The sequence below is a fragment of the Akkermansiaceae bacterium genome (assembly GCA_017798145.1).
In the GTDB taxonomy this organism is placed as follows: domain Bacteria; phylum Verrucomicrobiota; class Verrucomicrobiia; order Verrucomicrobiales; family Akkermansiaceae; genus Luteolibacter.
In genome coordinates, this window is record CP059069.1 from 2,186,234 (window position 1) to 2,210,099 (window position 23,866).

A 23,866-nucleotide genomic window follows, 5' to 3' on the forward strand; every position below is an offset into this window, starting at 1 on the left:
AGAAGAACCGCGGATGAACGCGGGTCGGATTCTTCTTGAAGAGGTTTTTTCAGTCCAGCTCCGGCAAAACCGCTTCCACAACCTTTGCGGTTTGTTTGCTCCTGTATTCGGAGAGTTTTTCCGCGAGGGCGGGATCGTTCACGGCGAGCATGGCGATGGCGAAGAGGGCGGCGTTGGTGGACCCGGCCTTGCCGATGGCGAAGGTGGCGGTGGGGATACCGGCGGGCATCTGGACGATGGAAAGGAGGGAGTCGATACCTTTGAGGGTCTTGGACTCGACCGGGACGCCGAGCACGGGAATCTCCGTGATGGCGGCGACCATGCCGGGCAGGTGGGCGGCGCCGCCCGCACCGGCGATGATGCATTTCAGGCCGTTCGCCTTTGCTTCCCGTGCGTAGGAGAAAAGCTTTTCCGGGGTTCTGTGGGCGCTGACCACCTCTGCGTGATATTCCACACCGAAGTCCCGCAGGACGCGCGCAGCGTGCTCCATCGTCGGCCAATCCGACGTGCTACCCATAATAATGCCGACACTCATAGAAGCGGTGAGATTGCCCCATGCGCCGGGGTGCGTCAATCTCTGTGATTCCACCATCATCTACGGCGTCCCAAACAACGGCCAACCCTTCGTATGACCCCGACACGCTGCGAAGGGTGAATCAGGATTTTTCCTGAAGGTCGCCTTCGACGTATTGGTGGATCAGGCCGGAGATGAGAGATTGGTCGGGTATGCCTTTTCTTGCTGCCTGGCGCTGGATTCCGGTGAGGTCGTGATGACTCAGGCGGATCTTGATGCGCTTGTCTTTGCGAAAGGTGTTCCCCCCCCCCGCGAGGGCGAGCATGTGCAGGAATTCTCCGCGCGGTCCCTAGATGGCAAGCTCACCACTGTTGTAGGCAGCGGCGATGGTTTTCTCGTCCTTGGTCATGGTTCTTTTTCTTTCTCTTTGAGATAGTCTTGGGTTGCCTTCCTGTGTGGGAAAGCTGTTTTCAGGAAGATCGGTGAAACGCAAGCGCAGTGGCTCGTGACCACCTCTCCTCAAATCCCCACCCTCAAATCCCTCACACTCCAAAGCACCCCCGCCGCCGCCTTGCCGCTGCCCCGCATCCGCCGCGCACCATCCTTCCGTTTTCTCGAAAACCTCTCCCGCGCCCCGGCGAAAGCTTCGTTCACGAACTCTTTGCTGCCTATCACCGCCCCGTCCGTAAAATACCTGATCCGTTTCCCCAGCATCCCCGCCATCCCAAGATCCGCCAGCACTGTTTCGTTGTCCCCTGACTCCAGCGTCTCTGCCTCGTTCCTTGTCGCATGGCGCGGCGTTCCAACATCCGCACGACCGCCCTTCCTGCCCAGTGCCAATCCCATCGCACGCCGGTAAACCCTTGAAACCTCCTTCCACTTCTCTGCTTCGAAACCAGCACCCGTGTGACTCATACAGGCTCGCACCAAGCCTTCCCTCGATTTCTTCCCGTTCCGCCAACCATCTTGCCCTCCGCATGCCGCCACCCTACCCGCCGGGACTCCCAGCGTGTGACTTGTAAGTCGAAGTGCAACACCGCACCGAACACAATCAGACACAATGACCACCAAATACAAGCATCTCACCTACTATGATCGCCACACCCTCGGCAAGCTGCGGAAGTCCGGAAATGGGGTACGGCAGATGGCAAGAATCATGGGATTTTCACCCTCCACGATCTCACGTGAACTCCGGCGCAACCGCCACCAACTCAAAGACTACTCCTGCCACAAAGCCCAGGACAACACGAAGGCCAGGAGGGCAGCCGCCAACCGCAGGCGCGCGAAGCTCCGTGAGGTGCATTTCGATTTCATCCGCGAGCAGATGGAACTCACCCTCAGCCCGGAGCAGATCGCCTCCCTCTTCCCCACGAAATTCAAATTCACCATATCGCCGAAGGCCATATACAACTACATCAACCAATGGGGGCGGCATTGGAGCGACCTGGGGAAATTGCTCCGCAGGAAATCGAGAATCCACAGGACGAAATGGCGCTACATCAGGGGTGAAAAAGCACCTCCTGTACCCAGGATCTCTTCAAGACCAAAGGAAATCAACAACCGGCGAACCTACGGGCACTGGGAGATGGACATCATGGAAGGACTGCAATCCGACTCCCACAGCCTCCTCGTTCTTGTCGAGCGCAAGTCGCGCTACTCTGTTGCCTGCCTGGTTCCCGACAGCCGTGGGGAAACGGTGAGAAAGGCCGCCGTGGAGGTTCTGAAACCATTCAAGGTGCTCTCCGTGACAACGGACAACGGCGCCGAATTCAGGCAGCATGCAGAGTTCGCGGCCGACCTGGGCGCACAGATCTACTACTGCTATCCCTACCGCTCCTGGGAGAAAGGTGCCGTCGAAAACAACATCGGACTCTACCGCGAATTCTTCCCGAAGAAACTGGCCCTGACTGACTGCCCGGACCGTGTTTCCAAGGCTTGCGACCTCATCAATAACCGTCCGAAAAAAGTGTGCGGCTTCAGGACTCCCAAATCTTTTCTTGAGAAAATCCTTAACTAACAGATTCGAATGACCTATGTTGCGGCTCGACCTTCAATTCACAGCCTACAAAATCGAGAATGAATCTTTCGACTTTTGTTAGGTTCATATTCTTAGCCGAACGTTGAAGTAGAGGTGCACCGGGGTGAAGCTTGAAATCGTTCAGGGAGCTGGTTTGGCGTCACCTCCTACGCCTTGTTATGCCGGTCGGTTTCGCGTCAATGTGAAATGCCGGGAAACTGTCTTGCGGGACGATCATTCACCGTGCTCCTGTCACTGGCTTTTGGAACTGCAAATTGCGAGGGAAAGCAGGCCTCCAGCGATCAGTATTGCTTGGGGTGTGAAGCCCGCGGCGACCTCTCCCCAACTTGATGTCATTCTCGGACTTAACGCTGTGATCACCAATGCGAGACCTATGAGAATCGATCCGATCGAAGCAAAGATGCAAAGTGTGGTAAGCGGGTTCTGTTTCATGAAGTTCTTGGGGTGCTAGTGTAAATCGTGAAGCTTTGAATCTGCTCGTTCTTTGGCATAACGTCTAAGGAATGGCGGCGGCGGTGTCAACTCCCAAAATAATCAGACGGCTTCGTCGGCGTCGCCATCTCCGCCTTGTTCGCCTTCTTCATTGTTTCAGTGTCTGGGTTCTTCGTTCGGATTGCTTTGATCACTGCACTAGCCAAGAATCCTGTCCACATTACAAGCCCGAACAGCCACCAGATTGCATCACTTGCATGCCAAACTTGCTGGGAATCTATTGAGGGCAACTGTCGATAGTCTTCGCTTCCTATGGAGAACAGAAACCAGTAAAGATCGTCCCATCGAGATCCGATTCGCAGTACGCATAGACCGATCCACGCCAGCGACAGGAGTATCTGAGATCTAGGCTTCATCAGTTAATTATGCGAGTGAAACGATTATTATCTGGGAGGCAGCTTGCTTCACGAGAAATTTCTCTGGCGAACGTTATAGGAATGGCGGCGCCGGGGTCAACTCCCAAAATGATCAGACGGCTTCCTCGGCGTCGCCATCTCCGACTTGTTCTGCATCTTGAATTCAGAAAGTAAGTGCACCGCTGGAACCTTGCAAGGGTGAAGGGATAGCGGCCAAAAGCACTTGCCATGAAATACACACAACTGAGCCAGGAGGAGCGGCACCGGATCACGGCGCTGAGGATCGAGAAGAAGAGCTTCGCTGAGATCGGCCGCACGCTGGGGCGGGCGGGCTCGACGATAAGCCGCGAGCATGCGCGGAACCGCTCGCCGTGGGACAACTTCTACAGGGCGTCCCACGCCCAGAACCGCGCCAACAAGCGCCGCAGGGAATCGAGGGCGGGAAGCCGCTTCAGCCCGACGGATCGCGGTGAGGTGGAGCGGCTGCTTCGCAAGGACTGGAGCCCGGAGCAGGTGGCCGGGCACCTCCGGGGAACCGGAGGGCTGCGCATCAGCCACGAGACGATCTACGGATGGGTATGGCTGGACAAGGAGATGGGCGGGACGCTGTGGCAGCATCTGCGCAGCTCGGGCAAGAAGCGGCGGAAGCGCTACGGGGCATACGACAGCCGCGGGAGGCTTGCCGACAAAAGGATGATCGGCGAGCGGCCCGCAGAGGCGGAAAGCCGGGCCACCTGCGGCCACTGGGAGGTCGACACCGTACACGGATCCGGCAAGCACTCGGTGGTGACCCTTGTGGAGAGAAAGAGCGGCTATGTGGAGATCGGCAAGATCGCGGCGGTGACCGTCGCGGAGACGAATCTCTCGATGGCATGCCTGATCGCCAGGAACCTGCGCAGCTACGGGAGCATCACCGCGGACAACGGGGCGGAGTTCCACGGCTACGCCCTGCTGGAAAAGGTCACGGGCGTCCCCTTCTACTTCGCCACCCCGCACCACTCATGGGAGCGGGGAACCAACGAGAACACCAACGGCCTGATCCGGCAATACCTGCCCAAGGGGAAGGATCTCAGGCATGTCACCCAGGCGGACTGCGACAGGATCGCGGCGACCCTCAACCGCCGCCCGCGCAAAAGGCATAACTACAGGACACCGGAGGAAGTTTTCCGCGAATCATCTAACGGTGCACTTCACTCTTGAAGCTAAGCCTCTTTTCTTCATTGCCAGTGATGCCGCCAGTTGCCATTTGATTCCCGATTAACGGTCTCAGAAGATTCGAAGCCTATATGGACTCCGTCCCTACCATCTGCAGGATAATCGAATTGCTTTAGTAGATTGCGAAGCCGGATCATAAGCTCCTTGTCAGCTTCCAGCCTGGCCTTCTCTGAGTCACTGTCCACGCATATCCAATACACGAGATGCCGTGGATGAATATCATTCGCCCCGTAGTGAGTGACCCACAACTTCTCTTGAGTCGTGGATTTCATTAGTTTCTTCATCTCCGCTTCAATCTCGAGCGTGACCTTCTCGATTGGAGATTTCGGCTTGAAGAACATTTTCTTGCAGAACGTTATAGTAGAGCAGCGGCGGTGGAAACCCCCCAATTTAATCAGACGGCGGGTTCGGCGTCGGCTCCTACGCCTTGTTAGGCTTTTTGATTAGGTTCTAGGGTTCCCGATATTCCAAAATCTGACTCCTCCAACCATCGTCATGTTTTGAAACTTCGTAGAAGAAGGTCAGATGTTCCATGTAAATCACCAAATACCAATGACCAACTAAGCAAGACGATGCCTGATGGGGATTTGGATTTTTTAGAATATCAAATAAATCAGAAGGGTTCTCTGCCTTGGCTTTGTCCCTATCAACGATTCTATACTCATTGTCAGAAAAAGGTAAAATCTTGTTCACTGTCATCGCCGCGGATCGTCTCAACTATTTTTTGAGGTAATGGTTACTTCACGCGTCTCTATTCCCTTGTCGATCTCTAGAGATTTAAGATCCACTTTCCTAATTTCGATTAGCACCACTTTCTGATTAAATGCCGTGAGCTTGATGAAGTTCTCTGGTCGCACCATATCAGCCACTGATGTCAGTCCCGCAACCAGATGAACCGCACAAACATAGAGTGTGCAAACCAAGTTGTTCGTCATAATGGTGCGGAGTGACATCAATTCTTTTGCCTAACGTCAAAGGCCTGCCGCCCGCTACTGGGAGCGCACTTCCGACTCGGGTTTAGGGTTTGTGATTACCCTCCGGCTTCGACTCCGGAGCGGTAGCGGGTTGGTCAGCGCCGCCTTGTTCTGCCTTGTTTCCATTTGTTCCGCCAGAGCACGCCTTGACGATTACCGCCGCGATCTTCTCCGCCTCCTCGCGACTGCCGGAATCGACTTGGTAGCTCCTATTCTCCGTGAATGCAGATTTCGGCGTTGTTTCTTGGAGCGGATCAGAGCATGCGGGTCGTGACTCGCACCTTGAACGGTGCCTCCTTATCTTCCTCGCGCTGGCTCCGATAGATCAACACTGCATCTATAGCTTCAGCTCTGACGTAGGTATCTTCCTGCTCTCCTTCATCAACCGTGCGAAGATGGATAAAACGACCCGCATCAACAAGTGAGGTTTGCCCGTGGGCAGACGCGAACAGAAGTAGAAATGCACCAAGAATCTGGATTGTCTTCATATTTGGTATAAATTTCTGAGCCTTGGCACCCCTACCAGGAACGCCACGCCTCAAAAAGGATTAAAGGTTGTAGTTAAACGGTGGATTTGGTCTCGGATCGGGTGGCGGGTTGCCAAACTGCGGCTCGTTGCTCATTTCTTGGTAACACGGCTGCCTGCGGAATATCGATGTAAACTAAAGCCCCCTTGCGATCCGTGTCCCGAATCTTTGGCTGAATTGGAAAAGTATCATTGCCAATCCCAGAAACGAAATACCAACCACCGTTCGAGCAAGCAGACGTTCGCCAAGGCTGGATGTCGCGAAAGCAATGCCTGCGATTTGCTCCGTCGGCAGATCTCCCGTTGGAGACCCCAAGGTCCCCAAATCGGACTTCGTCATTTCCAAACATTACCCTCTGCGATTCAGCCTCTCGCAGGTAGACGGCAGGCATCGAGAGCAGGACTAGACAACCTTGGACGGCTATGTAGATCGCAACAAATCTCACTAGAACGGTTGAAAATGCGGAAGGGTTCATTTGTTCATTTCTTCGCAGAGACCCTATGGCTGCCCGTTGAGCACGGCGCAGCATTTCAGATCCATTCTTTATTGGTTTGAAAGGTGGCGTGTCCGGTTCAATCCGTGGGCTATCCCGAGTGAACGGGACCTATCCAACATTCATATGAACAAACAAATGAAAACGAACTCGGACACGCCACGCGCACTCTACATCGGACTCGACGTCCATAAAGAAAAAACATCCATCGCCATCCTCGAAGCGGAGCGCGATGCCGAGCCACGCCTCTACGGCGAGATCAACACCACCCAGCACGCCCTCGAACGCGCCGTCCGCAGGATCGCCAAAAGCAACGGGCGCAAACTCTCCGACCTCCACGTCTGCTACGAGGCGAGCGGATGCGGGTTCTGGATCGCGCGGCGGCTTTTGCAGATGGGCGTCCGCTGCGAGGTCATCGCCCCTTCCCTCATCCCCACCAAGTCCGGCGACCGGGTCAAGACCGACAAGCGCGACGCCATGAAACTCGCCAAGAACCTCCGCTCCAACGACCTCGTCCCGGTCAACATCCCCGACAGTGTCGACGAGGCCGTCCGCGACCTGTGCCGCGGCCGCACGGATGCCGTCGACGACCTCCGACGCGCCAGGGCCAGGCTCCTCGCCCTGCTCCGCCGACTCGGCTACAAGTACGACGGCAGGACCCACTGGAGCCAGGCGCACATGAACTACCTGCGCGGCCTCAAAATGCCCGACAGCGCCCACCACATCGTCCTCGAGGACAACCTCACCCTCATCGACTTCCATGAGAAACGAGTCGAACGCATCGAGGCGGAAATGCTCAACCTCCTAGGCGGCTGGCAGCGCAAACCCCTCGTCGACGCACTCATGGCCTTCAAGGGCTTCAAGCTCGTCGCCGCCATGGTCACCGTCTCGGAGATCGGCACGTTCAGCCGTTTCGAACACCCCAAGAAACTCATGGCCTTCCTCGGGCTCGTCCCTTCGGAAAACTCCAGCGGGGGCAAACAGAGGCAGGGAGGCATCACCAAATGCGGCAACCCCCACGCCCGCTGGCTGCTCATCGAACAGGCCACCCACTACCGCTTCCCTCCCAAGGTAAGCGAACAGCTCTCGCGCCGACAGAGCGGGCAGGCGCGCTGGATCCTCGAGCTTTCATGGAGCACCCAGCTGCGGCTCAGCACCCGCTTCATGTCGCTGGCCAGGCGCAGGCTGCACCACAACAAGATCAAGGTCTCCGTCGCCCGCGAGCTCTGCGCCTTCATCTGGGAGCTGGGCACCAGGATCGAATCCAAGACACCAATCAGGAAAACGTCCAAACCCTCCGCCATGCCCGCCCGCCGCAGGAACCGATAACCGCACCACTCCACCTTCCCTTTTTCAAATCCCCCGGCGTCCCTTGGGGGGGATTTGAAAAACGAAAGTTTCCGTTACCAGGGACATAAGAAACCACAAAAGAAAGAGACATATACCGGTCATCTGCGTTGCAGACCGGGATGGGAAGCGCCAGCCGGCCCAATCCTCGATAGACGTTCTGGGTTAGTCCGGCATTGCCGGACGAGCACCCGTGCAGAGACTGAAACAAGGGCCACAAACGTGAATAAAGAAACTGTTGGAAAGGCTCCGAAAGGAGCAGCCCACGAATAGCAGCATACCAAGCACTAGGCGAACCTGCTGATCACAACTGGATCAAACAACGCCATTCCCATCCCGGCCTACAGCATAGAGAAACCGGAAGAAACCTCATCAGATACCATCGATGACATAGAGAAACTTTTGCCCATTGACAAACAGGCAGCCATAGCAACGTCTAAGGAATGGCGGCGCCGGTGTAAACTCCCAATTTGATCAGACGGCTTCCTCGGCGTCGCCATCTCCGGCTTGTTCAGCACCTTTTCGTCTCCGCATGATCCCGGCGCTCCCGAACTCGTGGGAACACGCAAGCCGAGCAATCGAATCATGAACGGCTTTCGCTTACAGGAATTCATTCGCCACGTCTGGAACTTCCGAAACCTCGTCGATCCGCCGCCACGGAGCATTATCTTTCCTCTGCGATCCAGGGATTTTTATTAGCTGAACGTCTAAGGAATGGCGGCGCCGGGGTCAACTTCCAAAATGATCAGACGGCTTCCTCGGCGTCGCCATCTCCGACTTGTTAGCCTTCTTTTTTGGTTGTTCTAGTAACGTGCCAGAATAACCAGACCATGCTGAATCCCATCCAGACATATCCAACGGTAGCTAAGTCCGTAGAAAGCTTCTCGTAAGGCATCGAGTGACCCAAAAACTCCGGATCTCCTGCAATCTGGCGAGCTGCACTAAACGAAAATCTATGAGCCCACCAGAGGGGATAAATGAAGCCTAAGAACAATGCACCAAGTAGCGCTTTGATTGTGTATCTTAGGACGGTCATGGTATTGAACTAGAAGGTTCCGACACAGATCTTCATATTATCTGGCTAACGTCTAAGGAATGGCGGCGCCGGTGTAAACTCCCAATTTAATCAGACGGCTTCCTCGGCGTCGCGGCTTTTTGTTATAGTAATGAGGCAGAATCAGTTTGGGTGATGACTTTAGTCTCACGACGCAATCCGGCTTCCTCTTCGAAATAGCCCGCGAACAGGAAGAACATCTCTCCACTGGATTCTCTCTCGCTTATCCCCCCATTGAGTTCGCCGACGAACAGCATCGGTCGCCCATCCATGAATGGCCACGGAATCTCGTTGTTGAGCCAGTTCGGCCTCGCGTTGACACATCGAAACTCCCGCGCGAACCGATCCACAATCCATCTGTTGAGGTCAGCCGGACTACCATCCGATTCGTAAGCCTCATAGATGCCGCTGATCCATTCGAAGCCGCCGCCAGTGATTGAGGCCGAGAACCGTTCGCTGGCTATCTGTATCGCTACCTCAACGAACTCAAGAGGGGGTTTCTTCATTTCTTTGCCGAACGTAATAGGAATGGCGCGCCGGGGTGAAGCTCAAATTTTATCAGAAGGCTTCCTCGGCGTCGCCATCTCTGCCTTGTTAGCCTTCTTCGTTCTTATGGGGAAGGCTGCATTGTGGCCGTGGCGGCACGCAAATCTGCCAACCTCCCACAAAGCTCGAACCCGATAAGCACGAAACCTAGAATGACCAACATGGACTTCATGAGAAACAGGGTAAATGCTGGCCAATCCAGCCACCGGGGCTTCGGGACATCGCTATCAATCGGCTTCGACTTCTGGATCAGCTTAAACTCTTCACGCTCCACATACCACTTCGTCAACAATGCTCCAAAAAGGCTATGAAGAATATCGCAAATAAAATAGGCCACAAAAGCACCAATAGCCCAGTATATCAGGGGAGGGAACGTGAACTGGGTAGTCCGAAATATCCAACAAATGGCAACGCCCGCAAAGCCGAGCTTGCGCGCATGCTCAGTAAGATCGCGGGTATAGCCCTGATACTGAGTCCAAAGAGCGGATGTCTTCATCGGGTCTCTCGGACAGTCCCGAGGTCACGTGTTCCGGGATTCCCAGTGTCGGTAGTTGGTTTCGGCTTTGGTTTTGGTTTCGATGCCATGGTAATTTCTTTGACTAACGTAATAGCAATGGCGGCGCCGGCTTGCACGCACAAAATGATCAGACGGCTTCCTCGGCGTCGCCATCTGCGACTTGTTCTGCCTTATCTTTATCGACCGCGACTTCATCGTGAATCATCCACCCTCCAGGCACAGGCCTGTAACGCGTAACGACATCAACAGAGCCTGGTTCCCAAGCAAAATAGTAGCGCCACAAAACGCCTGCAGCCCTGTCGAGAAAGAATGATGAACGGCCTACGGAGCCATCACCTACATAATCGACAGACTCCAGCGATACACCTCGAAAACGTCGAGATGTAACAGCCTCTTTGGCGATCAGATCATGCGCGTATGAAACTGTTGCCTCATGGTAGCTATGGGGCGGCAAAGCATATACGAAATCCTTAACGGAGGACGTTCTCATGTCCAGAGCCTCGATATTCGGAGCCGCTGAAAACGATTCGCTCAGTTGAGGGGAGACATTCCGCCCTGTTCCAACGCAGCCATATAAAAAGGGAATGACCAACATGACCGCGATTAAGGGAACTCTCATTTATTTGCAGAACGTCTAAGGAATGGCGGCGCCGGTGTAAACTCCCAATTTAATCAGACGGCTTCCTCGGCGTCGCCATCTCCGCCTTGTTCGGTTTCTTATTCGTTAGTTGGCTGAGATATTCTTGCATGTCCGGGGAGAATTGATCGTTCCGCACTCGAAGGGTACCGCCATTGTTGGAATACATGTAACTGGACACCAACACGGGGTATCTTGCCTTGAAACTCGCAAGACTCTCTCGCGAGATCTCCCCACTGACGACGATCAGCGTAGAGCCATGATGTAGAATTAGGAGCGGATAAAGGGTAATAGCGTTCCCGATCAATGTCGCAGCAATAAAAGATAGCCACCGTGGCACGGGCTTCTTGATCCTCATGATTAAGGACACCCCAACGATGTATGCTCCAAGAGCTGTCCAAGGGATATAAGGAATGGCAGCCGAGCCAGAAAGGTCTAGCTGCTGTGCAAAGCGGCCGTGTATCGCAGCGAATGAGCTTCCGTTCATGAAGATCGTTATTCCGAAGAGTATGGCGAATGCGATCATCATTATTTACCGAACGTCTAAGGAATGGCGGCGGCGGGGTCAACTTCCAAAATGATCAGACGGCTTCCTCGCCGTCGCCATCTCCGCCTTGTTCGCCTTTTTGTCTTATTGTCGGAATGTAGATGGAACAACAAGTCCAGGAAACCTAAATCTTAACCGAAATCTGGTCACTTCCTTCTCGCACGCCATTCTTTGATACCTACGATGAAACTGAATAGCCCAACAATGAAGATTGCAAATCGCCACAGAGGCGTTCCGCTATGAAATACGGTCTCTGGAGGCCATAAATTCGTTGAAATCTTCCCGATGCCAAAGACGGTCATCAGGAGAAGGCCGACACCAATTGTCACTGGGATTATTGGATGATCGCGCATTGCGCTGTGTCTATTTTTATTGGCGAACGTCAGAGTAATGGCGACCAGAGGCTCAGAGCCAGATGGATTACCGGAAGAGTTTGAGTCATCCCAGAAAATTGATCAGACGGCTTCCTCGGGGTCGCCATCTACGCCTTGTTCATCATCTTCATTGTTTGATGGCGCGGAGTCTAGCGATCAGCGAAACCGCGGCTTCTCGCTCAACGAGAATGGATCGCCCGGGATCGGATCGCAAGCGGATCTCGACGTGGGGGCTTCGGGGACAGGTGATGCCAATCGTGGAGATGTCATCGATGTTGATCCACGTCTCCATAGGGACGGAGGCGGGAGTAGTGACCATCTCTTTGGAGTTGGGTATGAGGAGGAGCTTCGGGAGCGGCATATGTTGGGTTGGTTGAGGGAACGGTTAGTCGAATGCGGTGGGAATTCGCTGGCACTTCACCATACGGACGCATTCGGTGGCAATACCAGAAGACTGCTGGCGTTCATGCAGGTGGTCGGTCGGGGAGTGACTCTAGTCGGAGAGCGTGACTGTCGAATTGAAATGAGAGGTGCTCATCTTGATATTTTTTGGATGAACGTAATAGCAATGGCGGCGCCGGCTTGCACGCACAAAATGATCAGACGGCTTCCTCGGCGTCGCCATCTGCGACTTGTTCTGCCTTATCTTTATCGACCGCGACTTCATCGTGAATCATCCACCCTCCAGGCACAGGCCTGTAACGCGTAACGACATCAACAGAGCCTGGTTCCCAAGCAAAATAGTAGCGCCACAAAACGCCTGCAGCCCTGTCGAGAAAGAATGATGAACGGCCTACGGAGCCATCACCTACATAATCGACAGACTCCAGCGATACACCTCGAAAACGTCGAGATGTAACAGCCTCTTTGGCGATCAGATCATGCGCGTATGAAACTGTTGCCTCATGGTAGCTATGGGGCGGCAAAGCATATACGAAATCCTTAACGGAGGACGTTCTCATGTCCAGAGCCTCGATATTCGGAGCCGCTGAAAACGATTCGCTCAGTTGAGGGGAGACATTCCGCCCTGTTCCAACGCAGCCATATAAAAAGGGAATGACCAACATGACCGCGATTAAGGGAACTCTCATTTATTTGCAGAACGTCAAAGGAATGGCGGCGCCGGGGTCAACTTCCAAAATGATCAGACGGCTTCCTCGGCGTCGCCATCTCCGCCTTGTTCGCTTTGTTGCTTCTGAGAAATGTTGCCATAACGGGCGGTGCGGCAGGGTAGGCCAACGACATCTCATGCTGTCGAATGATGTTGCGTAAAATGAGAGCGAGAATCCCAAGTATCGCTAACTCTATTCCAAGAATACAGTAGTTCAGGCTCTTATAATGCTCGAAAAAATACCACGGTGCAATAGCCGGTGGTATCCATTACGTTCGCCATGCCGTATGGCTGGTAAGTCCAAAAATGAAAATTCAATGAGAAGAACCAATCAACGTTGAATAGCGGCGGACGAGAAGGACTCGAATACTCGATCCACGGTGGAAAACAGAAAACGACTGCACACACCAAAAAGTAACCGAACCACATTCCGAAACGGAAGCGGGATCTTATTGGCTTAACCTCTGATCTATCCATTTTTCTTAGCGAACGTCAAAGGAAAGGCGGCGCCGCGATGAAACGTCCAACTTCATCAGACGGCTTCCTCGGCGTCGCCTTCTCCGCCTTGTTAGGCTTCTTATTTTTGGGTGCGCGTGTCATTCGGGGAACGTGGAGTCAATGTCTGCATCCACATCGAGAGCGCGTGGAGGTCGATCATCAACCAGTGCCGCAATCTGAGGATTCATCGCCTCAAGGTGCTCGTAAAACTCCTGCAAAGAGTCCACTTGGATTTGGGCTGCGTCGATACCGTCAAGTCGCCGATCAACTACACGCAGCTCCTCGACTACCGCATGTAAAGATGCGACCTGCCCATGAAGTCTTGCAACTTCGCGAGCAAGCCAAAGTGTCAGCACGGCTAAATCATTCGCGTTCATGTGGAGATATTCATTCTTCGCCTAACGTCTAAGGAATGGCGGCGCCGGTGTAAACTCCCAATTTAATCAGACGGCTTCCTCGGCGTCGCCATCTCCGCCTTGTTGTGCTTCTTTTTGTTTGATTCTGACGGCTCAGGATCACCCTCTCGGATTACGAACTGGAAATCATCCGCAGTGGCTGAACCACCACCGAAAGCGCTCACATGGACTACAGCTAAAGGGTATCCGTGGGATCGGTAGTATGCTTCGATACGTGATGCACTATCCGTGAGTAGTTCGGGTGTTGGAGGCTCTGCATTCTTGCCGCGTCTGATCTCAATCTTCTTCGCGAGATTCTGATCGGAGAACGCCGCATTGCCTACGAATAAGACCTACTCCATGGTAGGCCTCGTCGTGACCTCGAAGATCAAACCGACTTTGTCGCCCTTAGGTTCGGCCAGCACTCGAATGTCGTCCACGTAACCGCTCTCGAATAGAGCCCGGATATCAATATCCACAGCATGAGCTGTGTAGGTGTCTCCAGTTGCAGATCGAATAATAGACTTGAGCTTGTTCTCATCGATAAACTTCTCTCCGACGAGATCAATCGCGACAGTCTCGATGACCTTCCCTCGGGAGTCCAAGTCTGTTCTTGGTGATCGCACGAGACCAAGCCGAGCATTGAGATCATAATAAAGATTGCGAAACGACTCTTCATTTCTTGCACAACGTCTAAGGAATGGCGGCGGCGGGGTCAACTTCCAATATCATCAGACGGCTTCCTCGCCGTCGCCATCTCCGACTTGTTCAGCATCTTTTCGTCTCCGCATGATCCCAGGACTCCCGAACTCGTGGGAATACGCAAGCCGAGCAATCGAATCACGAACGGCTTTCGCTTACAGGAATTCATTCGCCACGTCTGGAACTTCCGAAACCTCGTCGATCCGCCGCCACGGAGCATTATCTTCCCTCTGCGATCCAAGGATTCTTTCTTGGCTGAACGTCTAAGGAATGGCGGCGCCGGTGTAAACTCCCAATTTAATCAGACGGCTTCCTCGGCGTCGCCATCTCCGCCTTGTTAGCCATTGTCCGTTTTGGTGATACGGACGGTTCGTAGGGGTAACTCCGTCATCCCTCCTTCTTCGTGAACAGGTCAAACTTGGCCGAACCAATCAGATCCTTCTGGAGAGCGAAATAGTAGTGAATCTTGCCATTCTTCTCTCTGCCAGAAATAGCCCAAGAAGCTATGAGCCTTCCCTTGTCGTCCCAGGCAGCTAGGTTCACCCCCAGATCCGGTTCTAGAAATCCCTTTGCCACAATCAGTTCGCCGGAAATTGCACCGGCGTTGAACTTGTCTTCCTTAAGTAGGCATCGGACGGCCTCATTGTCGGTCTTGCCGGTTCGACTATTCGCGTCACCCTTGATCTGTGGAAATGCGATCGACAGCCCAAACGCTTGAAAGGAAAAATGCGAAGAGAATTAGAGTTGCGAATACAGTTCTCATTTTTTGGCTAACGTCTAAGGAATGGCGGCGCCGGTGTAAACTCCCAATTTAATCAGACGGCTTCCTCGGCGTCGCCATCTCCGCCTTGTTCGACTTCTTTATTGGTTTGATTGTCTTAAGTATTGAAAATGGAAAGTTCGTGTCAGAAGGTAGCGACTTAGCATCACCTACTAAGAGCCCGTAAACGAAGAAATCGCCAAAATTTATTGAAACTGTGTAAGACACAATATCAGATCCCATCACTTTTCCTTCGTGTCTGCTAAGTATACAAAACGGATGCTTGCGATAATTTTTTGTCTTTGTGGCTGACCATCTCCGTCCTCCCTGACCACTTTAGCGAAGCGAAATCGCCTCTCAAACGTGTCTTCCAAAACTTCTCCCAGCCATCTTCAACGGCTGGATACTTCATTGCGGTGAAAACGACATCGCCTGATGCGCTCTCTATCTGATAGAGCTCATCGCCTCCGGTCTTCTTCCAGCCATCTGGAACTGTGATTGTGTAGCTCTCGAATAACGACAATTCGACGGACTTCGATTCACTATCCTCAGAATTGGAGATCCCAGTTCCCAGAAAGGTCACTAAACATGAGGCGATTAGTCTAAGTCTTTTCATTTTCCTGTCGAACGTCTAAGGAATGGCGGCGCCGGTGTAAACTCCCAATTTAATCAGACGGCTTCCTCGGCGTCGCCATCTCCGCCTTGTTCGCCTTGTTGTTGTCTTTGCTGGATAGTTCTAAAATGCCCGAAACAATGTCTTTGATCGAAAAGTATCGGTGAGCAAAATCAGCTCGAAAAAATTCGACGATGTCGGCATCGTCCACACGATCAGGCAACCTTCGGACAATTCGGAAAACTCGTAAGCCTTGGAACACGAGACAAGCAATGAGAAACGCTAAACCTCCACCGATCCGATTGCTGATCCCAAGGCCGCCATTAAAGATGAAGGCAAAACCGAACAGCACGATCAGAACCAGTATCCACCAGTTGATCATGCAAAGAATAGTCTTTGGTGCGAATTTGATCACGTATCGATTGATGTGTGTGCTCGAATCAATGAGGAAGTTCTTTGGCGAACGTCTAAGGAATGGCGGCGCCGGGGTCAACTTCCAAAATAATCAGACGGCTTCCTCGGCGTCGCCATCTCCGCCTTGTTCTGCCTCTTTATTTTGCATCGGTGTGAGGATCAGTAGAGCCATAAACGCAAGCATGTGGGCAGCGAAGAATGGCTCTATATGCTGCCTGAACCCACCGACCGAAGCCATGACAGTATAAACCAAAATTCCTATCGCCGCTGCAATAAGGATACTCGAATGCGAAGACCCCATCAGCAGCCCGCCTACGAGTGCAATAGCCAATGCGAGACCCGCGACAAGCGCTAGAGAAGTCCACGGTTCACGCCCCTTGCTGATTGATGTGATCGGTAACGAGAGATAGCCACCGCCGATGATACCAAGAAGCGGTATTATCAGGATCAAAGCTGGATCGAATTTCTTTTCCATAATTCCGGCTCTTCTTTCTTTGCAGAGACCCTATGGCTGCCCGTTGAGCACGGCGCAGCATTTCAGATCCATTCTTTATTGGTTTGAAAGGTGGCGTGTCCGGTTCAATCCGTGGGCTATCCCGAATGAACGGGACCTATCCAACATTCATATGAACAAACAAATGAAAACGAACACGGACACGCCACGCGCACTCTACCTCGGACTCGACGTCCATAAAGAAAAAACATCCATCGCCATCCTCGAAGCGGAGCGCGACGCGGAGCCACGCCCCTACGGCGAGATCGGCACCACCCAGCACGCCCTCGAACGCGCCGTCCGCAGGATCGCCAAAAGCAACGGGCGCAAACTCTCCGACCTCCACGTCTGCTACGAGGCGAGCGGATGCGGGTTCTGGATCGCCCGGCGGCTTTTGCAAATGGGCGTCCGCTGTGAGGTCATCGCCCCTTCCCTCATCCCCACCAAGTCCGGCGACCGGGTCAAGACCGACAAGCGCGACGCCATGAAGCTCGCCAAAAACCTCCGCTCCAACGACCTCGTCCCGGTCAACATCCCCGACAGCGTCGACGAGGCCGTCCGCGACCTGTGCCGCGGCCGCACCGATGCCGTCGACGACCTCCGGCGCGCCAGGGCCAGGCTCCTCGCCCTGCTCCGCCGCCTCGGCTACAAGTACGACGGCAAGACCCACTGGAGCCAGGCGCACATGAACTATCTCCGCGGCCTCAGGATGCCCGACAGCGCCCACCACATCGTCCTCGAGGACAACCTCACCCTCATCGACTTCCATGAAAAGCGCGTCGAACGCATCGAGGCGGAAATGCTCAACCTCCTCGGCGGCTGGCAGCGCAAACCCCTCGTCGACGCACTCATGGCCTTCAAGGGCTTCAAGCTCGTCGCCGCCATGGTCACCGTCTCGGAGATCGGCACGTTCAGCCGTTTCGAACATCCCAAGAAGCTCATGGCATTCCTCGGGCTCGTGCCTTCGGAAAACTCCAGCGGGGGCAAACAGAGGCAGGGAGGCATCACCAAATGCGGCAACCCCCACGCCCGCTGGCTGCTCATCGAACAGGCCACCCACTACCGCTTCCCTCCCAAGATAAGCGAACAGCTCTCGCGCCGACAGAGCGGGCAGGCGCGCTGGATCCTCGAGCTTTCATGGAGCACCCAGCTGCGGCTCAGCACCCGCTTCATGTCGCTGGCCAGGCGCAGGCTGCACCACAACAAGATCAAGGTCTCCGTCGCCCGCGAGCTCTGCGCCTTCATCTGGGAGCTGGGCACCAGGATCGAATCCAAAACCCCCATCAGGAAAACGTCCGAACCCTCCGCCATGCCCGCCCGCCGCAGGAACCGATAACCGCACCACTCCACCTTCCCTTTTTCAAATCCCCCGGCGTCCCTTGGGGGGGATTTGAAAAATGAAAGCTTCCGTCACCAGGGACATAAGAAGCCGCATAAGAAAGAGACATATACCGGTCATCTGCGTTGCAGACCGGGATGGGAAGCGCCAGCCGGCCCAATCCTCGATAGACGTTCTGGGTTAGTTCAGCATCGCTGAATGAGCACCCGTGCAGAGACTGAAACAAGGGCCACAAACGTGAATAAAGAAACTGTTGGAAAGGCTCCGAAAGGGGCAGCCCACGAATAGCAGCATACCAAGCACTAGGCGAACCTGCTGATCACAACTGGATCAAACAACGCCATTCCCATCCCGGCCTACAGCACAGAGAAACCGGAAGAAACCTCATCAGATACCATCGATGACATAGAGAAACTTTTGCCCATTGACAAACAGGCAGCCATAGCAACGTCTAAGGAATGGCGGCGCCGGTGGAAAGCCCCAAAATTAATCAGACGGCTTCCTCGGCGTCGCCATCTCCGCCTTGTTCAGCATCATTTTTTTGCCTCCGCATAATCCCGACGCTCCCGCAGAAATGTCTTCACGCAAGCCGAGAAATCGAATCATGAAACGCTTTCGCTTACAGGAATTATTCGCCACGTCTGGGACTTCCGAAACAACGTCGATCCGCCGCCACGGAGCATTATCTTTCCTCTGCGATCCAAGGATTCTTTTTTGGCTGAACGTCATAGGAATGGCGCGCCGGGGTGGAGTCCAAAATTGATTAGATGGCTTCCTCGGCGTCGCCATCTCCGGCTTGTTCTGCATCTTGATTCTACAATGGTTTGCCGAGGTATCCATAAATTGCTGCTCTGACAAACACGAGAACCACCCAACTCAAAAATCATGATGCCTCCAATCGCCATGAACTCTCCCATCGGAAGCAATCCCTTCATTCGTGTAACTAGCATCGGAATACCGACAGAGAAAAAAATGCCGCGAAGAACAGTAAGTTGCCGAATTCCCCTCAAGGCTAGCTGCGATAATCATCACGACTGGCATGATTGCCGCAATGATCACTAATCGAGGGTGCTTTCTGATTATGGCCATCTGTATTAGTCTTCAATTCTTAGCAGAACGTCTAAGGAATGGCGGCGCCGGTGTAAACTCCCAATTTAATCAGACGGCTTCCTCGGCGTCGCCATCTCCGCCTTGTTCGACTTCTTTATTGGTTTGATTGTCTTAAGTATTGAAAATGGAAAGTTCGTGTCAGAAGGTAGCGACTTAGCATCACCTACTAAGAGCCCGTAAACGAAGAAATCGCCAAAATTTATTGAAACTGTGTAAGACACAATATCAGATCCCATCACTTTTCCTTCGTGTCTGCTAAGTATACAAAACGGATGCTTGCGATAATTTTTTGTCTTTGTGGCTGACCATCTCCGTCCTCCCTGACCACTTTAGCGAAGCGAAATCGCCTCTCAAACGTGTCTTCCAAAACTTCTCCCAGCCATCTTCAACGGCTGGATACTTCATTGCGGTGAAAACGACATCGCCTGATGCGCTCTCTATCTGATAGAGCTCATCGCCTCCGGTCTTCTTCCAGCCATCTGGAACTGTGATTGTGTAGCTCTCGAATAACGACAATTCGACGGACTTCGATTCACTATCCTCAGAATTGGAGATCCCAGTTCCCAGAAAGGTCACTAAACATGAGGCGATTAGTCTAAGTCTTTTCATTTTCCTGTCGAACGTCTAAGGAATGGCGGCGCCGGGGTCAACTTCCAAAATGATCAGACGGCTTCCTCGGCGTCGCCATCTCCGCCTTGTTCGCTTTTGTTATTTGGTTGGTTAGTAGTCACCTTTGCCGTCTGGATATCTCGATTGTTCGGCTCCAAGACCTCCACGCGATTTGATCAACTTGCTAATCTTCGCTGAGTCGTAGCGTAAGGTCTCATGCAACTTGTAGTCGTAGGCAGATGTAAATGAGGTATCATCCTTCACGACCACTACACTTCCATCCGAACTCCAGAATACGCGAGAGTCAGACCCCTCTGAGAATAGAACCGACTCGAGAGAAACTGGTTTAGTGAACGTATGCGGCCAATCCGACGCACACAAAACAAAGGAAAGATCTCCGAAACTACGATTCTCAATGAACGCTCGATTTGAGGATCCAGATGATCCGACCACTTGAGTCCTGCCCGGCGGGTAGAATCTCGATCGCACTACTAAGAGCAAAACAACAACGACGAGTATCGCGAAGGTAAATAAGATGCGAATCAGGATTCGTGCGAACTTTGACTTGGCTTTGGGCGCTGACATATCGTCTCTTTTTCTTAGCGAACGTCGAGGCTAGGCACGCCGCGAAAGACTCCGACTAAATCACAGGGCGGGACGGCGTTGCCTACGCCGTCTTGTTAGCCCTCTTTTGAACAACCAAACGACTATGCAAACACTAAAAACAATCGGGCAAGAAGCCCACGAAATCAACGCTAGCAACGGGTGGGACACCTTCCGCCCCGAAGACTGGAATGCTGAAGTCTCCGACGCAGATAAAATCGCCGCGTGGGACTTCCCCGCCGCTCATCTGGTGACAGGGAATGAAAGCCAAGATGGATCTTGGATGCCCGACTACTGGCGCGTGTTCGCCTCTCGGAAGAGCGACGGTGAGGTTGTGTCGGGATATGGAAAAAGCCCCGATGAGGCAATGGCCGCCGCACATATCAGAGTCCTAAAGGAAAGTGAAACGCTCAAGCTCTGCACCCACATGGCGCTCGTTCATTCGGAAGTGAGTGAGGCGACTGAGGCGATCCGTCACCGCGACCGCGCAAACTTCGATGAAGAGTTGGCGGATGTGGTGATCCGCGTCGCGTCGATTGCTCACGGACTCGGCACCGACCTGGATGCCGCGATCCGTGCGAAGCTGAAAATCAACAAAACACGCGGACTCCACCATGGCGGCAAATCTGTCTGAGGCTAACGTCTAAGGAATGGCGGCGCCGGGGTCAACTTCCAAAATGATCAGACGGCTTCCTCGGCGTCGCCATCTGCGCCTTGTTCTGCTTCTTCGTTCTCACGTCGAAAGCTTGATTGGGGTTCGTGATCCGTAACCGTCGTGCGAGACGATCGTGACCGGAATTATTATAGCTTGGACATCAACCCCATCCCAAACGGTAGTCAACCAATCCGCCGCACAATCCGTCAGAGCATCGTGAACAGAGAAATCCTCATCGAACGGATCCATCAGTGGCATCGGCGGAACCATCTGTCCGTCTACCATCTTCGTGTCGAACAATAGAGCACAATCCTCTATAGCCTTGTTGATAACGTAAAGATCCGAGCCGTCTAACGTCGCTCTGACAGTCAGGAAACCTTCGCCGTCCTGATCTACGAATATCGTAAGCTCGATTGCTCTCGCCGCGTTGGGCAAGAGTCCAGGAAGCTTGGTAAGCTGCGACCGTGCCTGATCGGTATGACCATCGAGAATGGATCGCACTTCATCTGTGTATTCCGACTCAGTCATTTCTTGCAGAACGTTATAGGAATGGCGGCGCCGGTGTAAACTCCCAATTTAATCAGACGGCTTCCTCGGCGTCGCCATCTCCGCCTTGTTCGCTTTTTTATTAAGTTATGGCGCTCACGACCGAGGTTAATCCAAATGCAATTCCCGAAGACAGGAAAACCTTCCAACTCCATTGCCAGGCTATCGAAACCAATCGTGCTTTGGGATCAGGATCCAACGCGAGCGAAGAAAGCACGAACCGATATTCCCACTTCATCCTAGATGGCTCTAGAATGGAAGACTGCCCCATAATGCCATTCTCTTTGAAGTCGCTAAATTGCTCCTCGCTCAGAAATCGTGCTGAGACGAAAGAACGAAGGAGATGGATAGAGATTAAAGCGAGAACGAAAAATGCAAGTGTGGTCGTCAGGACTATCTGGACGGGTGCATTCATTTCTTAGCGAACGTTATAGGAATGGCGGCGCCGGGGCAAAGCTCAAAATTAATCAGACGGCTTCCTCGGCGTCGCCATCTCCGCCTTGTTGGGCTTCTTTTGTATTCTTGCTTTACTTAGCGCACCCTCAACGAACTCTAAAGCACCAACAAAATCTGGGTCGTAGTAATCAGAATCGTGTGGATAGACCGATTCCGGCGTATTGAGAACCTGATAAGCGAGTCGAAGATCATCCAATAGTCCGCCAATCAGGGATCTACATTCTCCGAGAGCAGCCCGTGACTCAGAGCTTAGATCCTCCTCCTGTATAGTTCGATGTAGCGCTCCACGCAAATCGAGCAAAGCCTCCTCAATTCGGCTGAGCATTGGTGAAAACTGCGCAATCATTGGCAGAACCTCTGCGGCTCTCGCTCTCGCACCAGCAAGATCCTCCTGCGTCTTCCAGTCCATCGGCTCGTCTGAAAGTTCAACCTGCCGAAGTATCACGAACTCTCTTGTCGCTCTAATAATCAGATCGAGCCTCGGAAATTCTTCGATCGCTACGCGTGCCCGCATGAGGCTTTGTTGCGCCAAAAGGATTCGGCTCTCCTCCGCAGACCCAATGGAGCTTGAGTGCTGAGGAGCTTCGTCGCTATCACAGCCAGCAATGAGTGCCGCTATTGCGATAATTGCTACTTTCAGGCTCCTCACATTGTTGTAACGGTCTCGCGGGAGTTTTCTTTGCCCAACGTCTAAGGAATGGCGGCGCCGGGGTCAACTTCCAAAATGATCAGACGGCTTCCTCGGCGTCGCCATCTCCGGCTTGTTCAGCACCTTTTCGTCTCCGCATGATCCCGGCGCTCCCGAACTCGTGGGGAACACGCAAGCCGAGCCATCGAATCACGAACGGCTTTCGCTTGCAGGAATTCATTCGCCACGTCTGGAACTTCCGAAACCTCGTCGATCCGCCGCCACGGAGCATTATCTTTCCTCAGCGATCCAGGGAATTTATCAGCTGAACGCCCGATGAATGGCGACCCGAAACCCAACGCACCGCAAACCATGAGTGATCCAATCCCCAAAAAATAAGCCCGAAGATCAGAAAGCTTCCTTGGGGGTCGCCATCTCAGACTTGTTGTGGTTCTTTGCCGGAAAAGCCTGCACACACCGATCCATGCAACGGCTGCGGACTGTGCTGCATGCTGCAAATATGCCCAATCGGAGAAATGACGTTCCCCGGCCAGCAAGCGCCCTGTCCTGCCCTGATTATGGATGATGGGAAAGCGCGTTGCGGAATCGTGATGATGGAGGCGGCTGCGGGGATGGAACCATTGGCTGCTAAGTCTCTTGGGATCGGGTGCGGATGTTCGATGCCCGACGAAGATACGACCGAGGAAGAAATTGCCGCCTTCGATCTCCGCTCCCGCGCAATGGTTTATCACCACAACGTCTAAGGAATGGCGGCGCCGGGGTCAACTTCCAAAATGATCAGACGGCTTCCTCGGCGTCGCCATCTCCGCCTTGTTCGGCTTGTTGTTGGTTGCTTATGGATGGCGTAACGAGATGGACGATGCTGGGTATGGCGGCAAGGAAGCCGATCACGATCAGCGCAACGCCACGCTTCCCGATCTGCGGAATCAGTCCCGCAAGCGGCAGCAGCATTAGGAGCACTGAAAATGAAATCCACACGATCTGAGCAGTAGTCAATCCCTGAACATCGTAGATCGCTCCGCTATACGAGGCCACGAATATCTCGATGACGTATCCGTAAACGACAAAGATTCCGAGGACTCCCGCGCAAGCAACGAAAGGTAACATGTGACGATACATCGAATGACCTTCTGGAGCTTGAATCATCCAGTAGATCGATGCCGCTACCATCGCAATGCAGGCTAGTAAATGGAAGGCCACGGAGATCATGTATTTCTTTGCCGAACGTCTAAGGAATGGCGGCGGCGGGGTCAACTTCCAATATCATCAGACGGCTTCCTCG

The 23,866-nt window shown here is 53.4% G+C and carries 26 protein-coding genes; 5 read left to right on the forward strand and 21 right to left on the reverse strand.

Annotation, left to right across the window (positions count from 1 at the left end):
- Window positions 1-49: 49 nt before the first annotated feature.
- The 4 genes from purE to HZ994_09210 all read right to left on the reverse strand — a co-directional run bounded on the left by purE (window position 50) and on the right by HZ994_09210 (window position 1,360).
- A complete protein-coding gene (gene purE / locus HZ994_09195; protein ID QTN32496.1) occupies window positions 50-535 on the reverse strand; it encodes a 5-(carboxyamino)imidazole ribonucleotide mutase in 486 nt (161 codons plus the stop codon).
- A 121-nt stretch (window positions 536-656) separates the two neighbouring features.
- Window positions 657-839, reverse strand: coding sequence for a hypothetical protein (locus tag HZ994_09200; GenBank protein ID QTN32497.1), 183 nt, complete (start codon window positions 837-839; stop codon window positions 657-659).
- 24 nt (window positions 840-863) lie between these two features.
- Window positions 864-1,007 carry a hypothetical protein gene (locus tag HZ994_09205; GenBank protein QTN32498.1) on the reverse strand — a complete coding sequence of 48 codons (144 nt, stop codon included), beginning with the start codon at window positions 1,005-1,007 and terminating at the stop codon, window positions 864-866.
- A gap of 26 nt (window positions 1,008-1,033) precedes the next feature.
- Window positions 1,034-1,360: a hypothetical protein gene (locus tag HZ994_09210; protein ID QTN32499.1), complete on the reverse strand. Its 327-nt coding sequence runs from the start codon at window positions 1,358-1,360 to the stop codon at window positions 1,034-1,036.
- Between the two features lie 214 nt (window positions 1,361-1,574).
- Between HZ994_09210 and HZ994_09215 the strand changes: the two genes are divergently transcribed.
- The gene (locus tag HZ994_09215; protein QTN32500.1) at window positions 1,575-2,531 is read left to right on the forward strand and encodes an IS30 family transposase; all 957 of its coding nucleotides are present in this window, start codon (window positions 1,575-1,577) and stop codon (window positions 2,529-2,531) included.
- Window positions 2,532-3,628: 1,097 nt separating this feature from the next.
- Window positions 3,629-4,600 (forward strand): IS30 family transposase, encoded by a 972-nt coding sequence (locus tag HZ994_09220; protein ID QTN32501.1) that lies wholly within the window; start codon window positions 3,629-3,631, stop codon window positions 4,598-4,600.
- Window positions 4,601-4,617: 17 nt separating this feature from the next.
- Here HZ994_09220 and HZ994_09225 read toward each other — a convergent pair whose 3' ends face one another.
- The 3 genes from HZ994_09225 to HZ994_09235 all read right to left on the reverse strand — a co-directional run bounded on the left by HZ994_09225 (window position 4,618) and on the right by HZ994_09235 (window position 6,077).
- Window positions 4,618-4,956, reverse strand: coding sequence for a hypothetical protein (locus HZ994_09225; protein QTN32502.1), 339 nt, complete (start codon window positions 4,954-4,956; stop codon window positions 4,618-4,620).
- Between the two features lie 372 nt (window positions 4,957-5,328).
- Window positions 5,329-5,568, reverse strand: a complete 240-nt coding sequence (locus HZ994_09230; GenBank protein ID QTN32503.1) for a hypothetical protein — start codon at window positions 5,566-5,568, stop codon at window positions 5,329-5,331.
- A gap of 275 nt (window positions 5,569-5,843) precedes the next feature.
- The gene (locus tag HZ994_09235) at window positions 5,844-6,077 is read right to left on the reverse strand and encodes a hypothetical protein (GenBank protein ID QTN32504.1); all 234 of its coding nucleotides are present in this window, start codon (window positions 6,075-6,077) and stop codon (window positions 5,844-5,846) included.
- 670 nt (window positions 6,078-6,747) lie between these two features.
- Between HZ994_09235 and HZ994_09240 the strand changes: the two genes are divergently transcribed.
- Window positions 6,748-7,938 (forward strand): IS110 family transposase, encoded by a 1,191-nt coding sequence (locus HZ994_09240; GenBank protein ID QTN32505.1) that lies wholly within the window; start codon window positions 6,748-6,750, stop codon window positions 7,936-7,938.
- Between the two features lie 799 nt (window positions 7,939-8,737).
- On the opposite strand, the gene HZ994_09245 is transcribed toward HZ994_09240, so the two are convergent.
- From HZ994_09245 to HZ994_09295, 11 genes are all read right to left on the reverse strand, one after another.
- A complete protein-coding gene (locus tag HZ994_09245; GenBank protein QTN32506.1) occupies window positions 8,738-8,992 on the reverse strand; it encodes a hypothetical protein in 255 nt (84 codons plus the stop codon).
- Between the two features lie 122 nt (window positions 8,993-9,114).
- A complete protein-coding gene (locus tag HZ994_09250) occupies window positions 9,115-9,516 on the reverse strand; it encodes a hypothetical protein (protein QTN32507.1) in 402 nt (133 codons plus the stop codon).
- Between the two features lie 104 nt (window positions 9,517-9,620).
- Window positions 9,621-10,052 carry a hypothetical protein gene (locus HZ994_09255; GenBank protein ID QTN32508.1) on the reverse strand — a complete coding sequence of 144 codons (432 nt, stop codon included), beginning with the start codon at window positions 10,050-10,052 and terminating at the stop codon, window positions 9,621-9,623.
- Window positions 10,053-10,200: 148 nt separating this feature from the next.
- Window positions 10,201-10,668 carry a hypothetical protein gene (locus tag HZ994_09260; GenBank protein ID QTN32509.1) on the reverse strand — a complete coding sequence of 156 codons (468 nt, stop codon included), beginning with the start codon at window positions 10,666-10,668 and terminating at the stop codon, window positions 10,201-10,203.
- Between the two features lie 1,562 nt (window positions 10,669-12,230).
- Window positions 12,231-12,698, reverse strand: a complete 468-nt coding sequence (locus tag HZ994_09265) for a hypothetical protein (GenBank protein QTN32510.1) — start codon at window positions 12,696-12,698, stop codon at window positions 12,231-12,233.
- 640 nt (window positions 12,699-13,338) lie between these two features.
- Window positions 13,339-13,617, reverse strand: a complete 279-nt coding sequence (locus tag HZ994_09270; GenBank protein QTN32511.1) for a hypothetical protein — start codon at window positions 13,615-13,617, stop codon at window positions 13,339-13,341.
- Window positions 13,618-13,679: 62 nt separating this feature from the next.
- Window positions 13,680-13,937 carry a hypothetical protein gene (locus HZ994_09275; GenBank protein ID QTN34359.1) on the reverse strand — a complete coding sequence of 86 codons (258 nt, stop codon included), beginning with the start codon at window positions 13,935-13,937 and terminating at the stop codon, window positions 13,680-13,682.
- A 51-nt stretch (window positions 13,938-13,988) separates the two neighbouring features.
- Entirely contained in the window at window positions 13,989-14,240 is a 252-nt protein-coding gene (locus tag HZ994_09280) for a hypothetical protein (protein ID QTN32512.1), read from the reverse strand.
- Window positions 14,241-14,724: 484 nt separating this feature from the next.
- A complete protein-coding gene (locus tag HZ994_09285; protein QTN32513.1) occupies window positions 14,725-14,913 on the reverse strand; it encodes a hypothetical protein in 189 nt (62 codons plus the stop codon).
- Window positions 14,914-15,762: 849 nt separating this feature from the next.
- Window positions 15,763-16,125, reverse strand: a complete 363-nt coding sequence (locus tag HZ994_09290) for a hypothetical protein (GenBank protein QTN32514.1) — start codon at window positions 16,123-16,125, stop codon at window positions 15,763-15,765.
- Between the two features lie 90 nt (window positions 16,126-16,215).
- Window positions 16,216-16,599, reverse strand: coding sequence for a hypothetical protein (locus HZ994_09295; GenBank protein ID QTN32515.1), 384 nt, complete (start codon window positions 16,597-16,599; stop codon window positions 16,216-16,218).
- Between the two features lie 163 nt (window positions 16,600-16,762).
- Here HZ994_09295 and HZ994_09300 point away from each other — a divergent pair, with 163 nt between their 5' ends.
- Both HZ994_09300 and HZ994_09305 read left to right on the forward strand, forming a co-directional pair.
- Complete coding sequence (locus HZ994_09300; protein QTN32516.1) at window positions 16,763-17,953, forward strand: IS110 family transposase; 1,191 nt, start codon at window positions 16,763-16,765, stop codon at window positions 17,951-17,953.
- A 2,692-nt stretch (window positions 17,954-20,645) separates the two neighbouring features.
- On the forward strand, window positions 20,646-20,912 hold the full coding sequence (locus tag HZ994_09305; GenBank protein QTN34360.1) for a hypothetical protein: 267 nt from the start codon (window positions 20,646-20,648) through the stop codon (window positions 20,910-20,912).
- Between the two features lie 99 nt (window positions 20,913-21,011).
- On the opposite strand, the gene HZ994_09310 is transcribed toward HZ994_09305, so the two are convergent.
- From HZ994_09310 to HZ994_09320, 3 genes are all read right to left on the reverse strand, one after another.
- The gene (locus HZ994_09310; GenBank protein ID QTN32517.1) at window positions 21,012-21,461 is read right to left on the reverse strand and encodes a hypothetical protein; all 450 of its coding nucleotides are present in this window, start codon (window positions 21,459-21,461) and stop codon (window positions 21,012-21,014) included.
- Between the two features lie 481 nt (window positions 21,462-21,942).
- Entirely contained in the window at window positions 21,943-22,584 is a 642-nt protein-coding gene (locus HZ994_09315) for a hypothetical protein (protein QTN32518.1), read from the reverse strand.
- 777 nt (window positions 22,585-23,361) lie between these two features.
- Window positions 23,362-23,793, reverse strand: coding sequence for a hypothetical protein (locus tag HZ994_09320; protein QTN32519.1), 432 nt, complete (start codon window positions 23,791-23,793; stop codon window positions 23,362-23,364).
- Window positions 23,794-23,866 lie beyond the last annotated feature (73 nt).

What these genes read in the sequence shown, in the direction of transcription:
- HZ994_09220 (QTN32501.1), top strand. Translation starts at nt 3,629, where the DNA reads ATGAAATACACACAACTGAGCCAGGAGGAGCGGCACCGGATCACGGCG.
- HZ994_09230 (QTN32503.1), bottom strand. Translation starts at nt 5,568, where the DNA reads ATGTCACTCCGCACCATTATGACGAACAACTTGGTTTGCACACTCTAT.
- HZ994_09265 (QTN32510.1), bottom strand. Translation starts at nt 12,698, where the DNA reads ATGTTGGTCATTCCCTTTTTATATGGCTGCGTTGGAACAGGGCGGAAT.
- HZ994_09250 (QTN32507.1), bottom strand. Translation starts at nt 9,516, where the DNA reads ATGAAGAAACCCCCTCTTGAGTTCGTTGAGGTAGCGATACAGATAGCC.
- HZ994_09245 (QTN32506.1), bottom strand. Translation starts at nt 8,992, where the DNA reads ATGACCGTCCTAAGATACACAATCAAAGCGCTACTTGGTGCATTGTTC.
- HZ994_09310 (QTN32517.1), bottom strand. Translation starts at nt 21,461, where the DNA reads ATGACTGAGTCGGAATACACAGATGAAGTGCGATCCATTCTCGATGGT.
- HZ994_09260 (QTN32509.1), bottom strand. Translation starts at nt 10,668, where the DNA reads ATGTTGGTCATTCCCTTTTTATATGGCTGCGTTGGAACAGGGCGGAAT.
- HZ994_09295 (QTN32515.1), bottom strand. Translation starts at nt 16,599, where the DNA reads ATGGAAAAGAAATTCGATCCAGCTTTGATCCTGATAATACCGCTTCTT.
- HZ994_09200 (QTN32497.1), bottom strand. Translation starts at nt 839, where the DNA reads ATGCTCGCCCTCGCGGGGGGGGGGAACACCTTTCGCAAAGACAAGCGC.
- HZ994_09240 (QTN32505.1), top strand. Translation starts at nt 6,748, where the DNA reads ATGAAAACGAACTCGGACACGCCACGCGCACTCTACATCGGACTCGAC.
- HZ994_09210 (QTN32499.1), bottom strand. Translation starts at nt 1,360, where the DNA reads ATGGGATTGGCACTGGGCAGGAAGGGCGGTCGTGCGGATGTTGGAACG.
- purE (QTN32496.1), bottom strand. Translation starts at nt 535, where the DNA reads ATGAGTGTCGGCATTATTATGGGTAGCACGTCGGATTGGCCGACGATG.
- HZ994_09300 (QTN32516.1), top strand. Translation starts at nt 16,763, where the DNA reads ATGAAAACGAACACGGACACGCCACGCGCACTCTACCTCGGACTCGAC.
- HZ994_09320 (QTN32519.1), bottom strand. Translation starts at nt 23,793, where the DNA reads ATGATCTCCGTGGCCTTCCATTTACTAGCCTGCATTGCGATGGTAGCG.
- HZ994_09235 (QTN32504.1), bottom strand. Translation starts at nt 6,077, where the DNA reads ATGAAGACAATCCAGATTCTTGGTGCATTTCTACTTCTGTTCGCGTCT.
- HZ994_09270 (QTN32511.1), bottom strand. Translation starts at nt 13,617, where the DNA reads ATGAACGCGAATGATTTAGCCGTGCTGACACTTTGGCTTGCTCGCGAA.
- HZ994_09255 (QTN32508.1), bottom strand. Translation starts at nt 10,052, where the DNA reads ATGAAGACATCCGCTCTTTGGACTCAGTATCAGGGCTATACCCGCGAT.
- HZ994_09305 (QTN34360.1), top strand. Translation starts at nt 20,646, where the DNA reads ATGGCCGCCGCACATATCAGAGTCCTAAAGGAAAGTGAAACGCTCAAG.
- HZ994_09225 (QTN32502.1), bottom strand. Translation starts at nt 4,956, where the DNA reads ATGTTCTTCAAGCCGAAATCTCCAATCGAGAAGGTCACGCTCGAGATT.
- HZ994_09215 (QTN32500.1), top strand. Translation starts at nt 1,575, where the DNA reads ATGACCACCAAATACAAGCATCTCACCTACTATGATCGCCACACCCTC.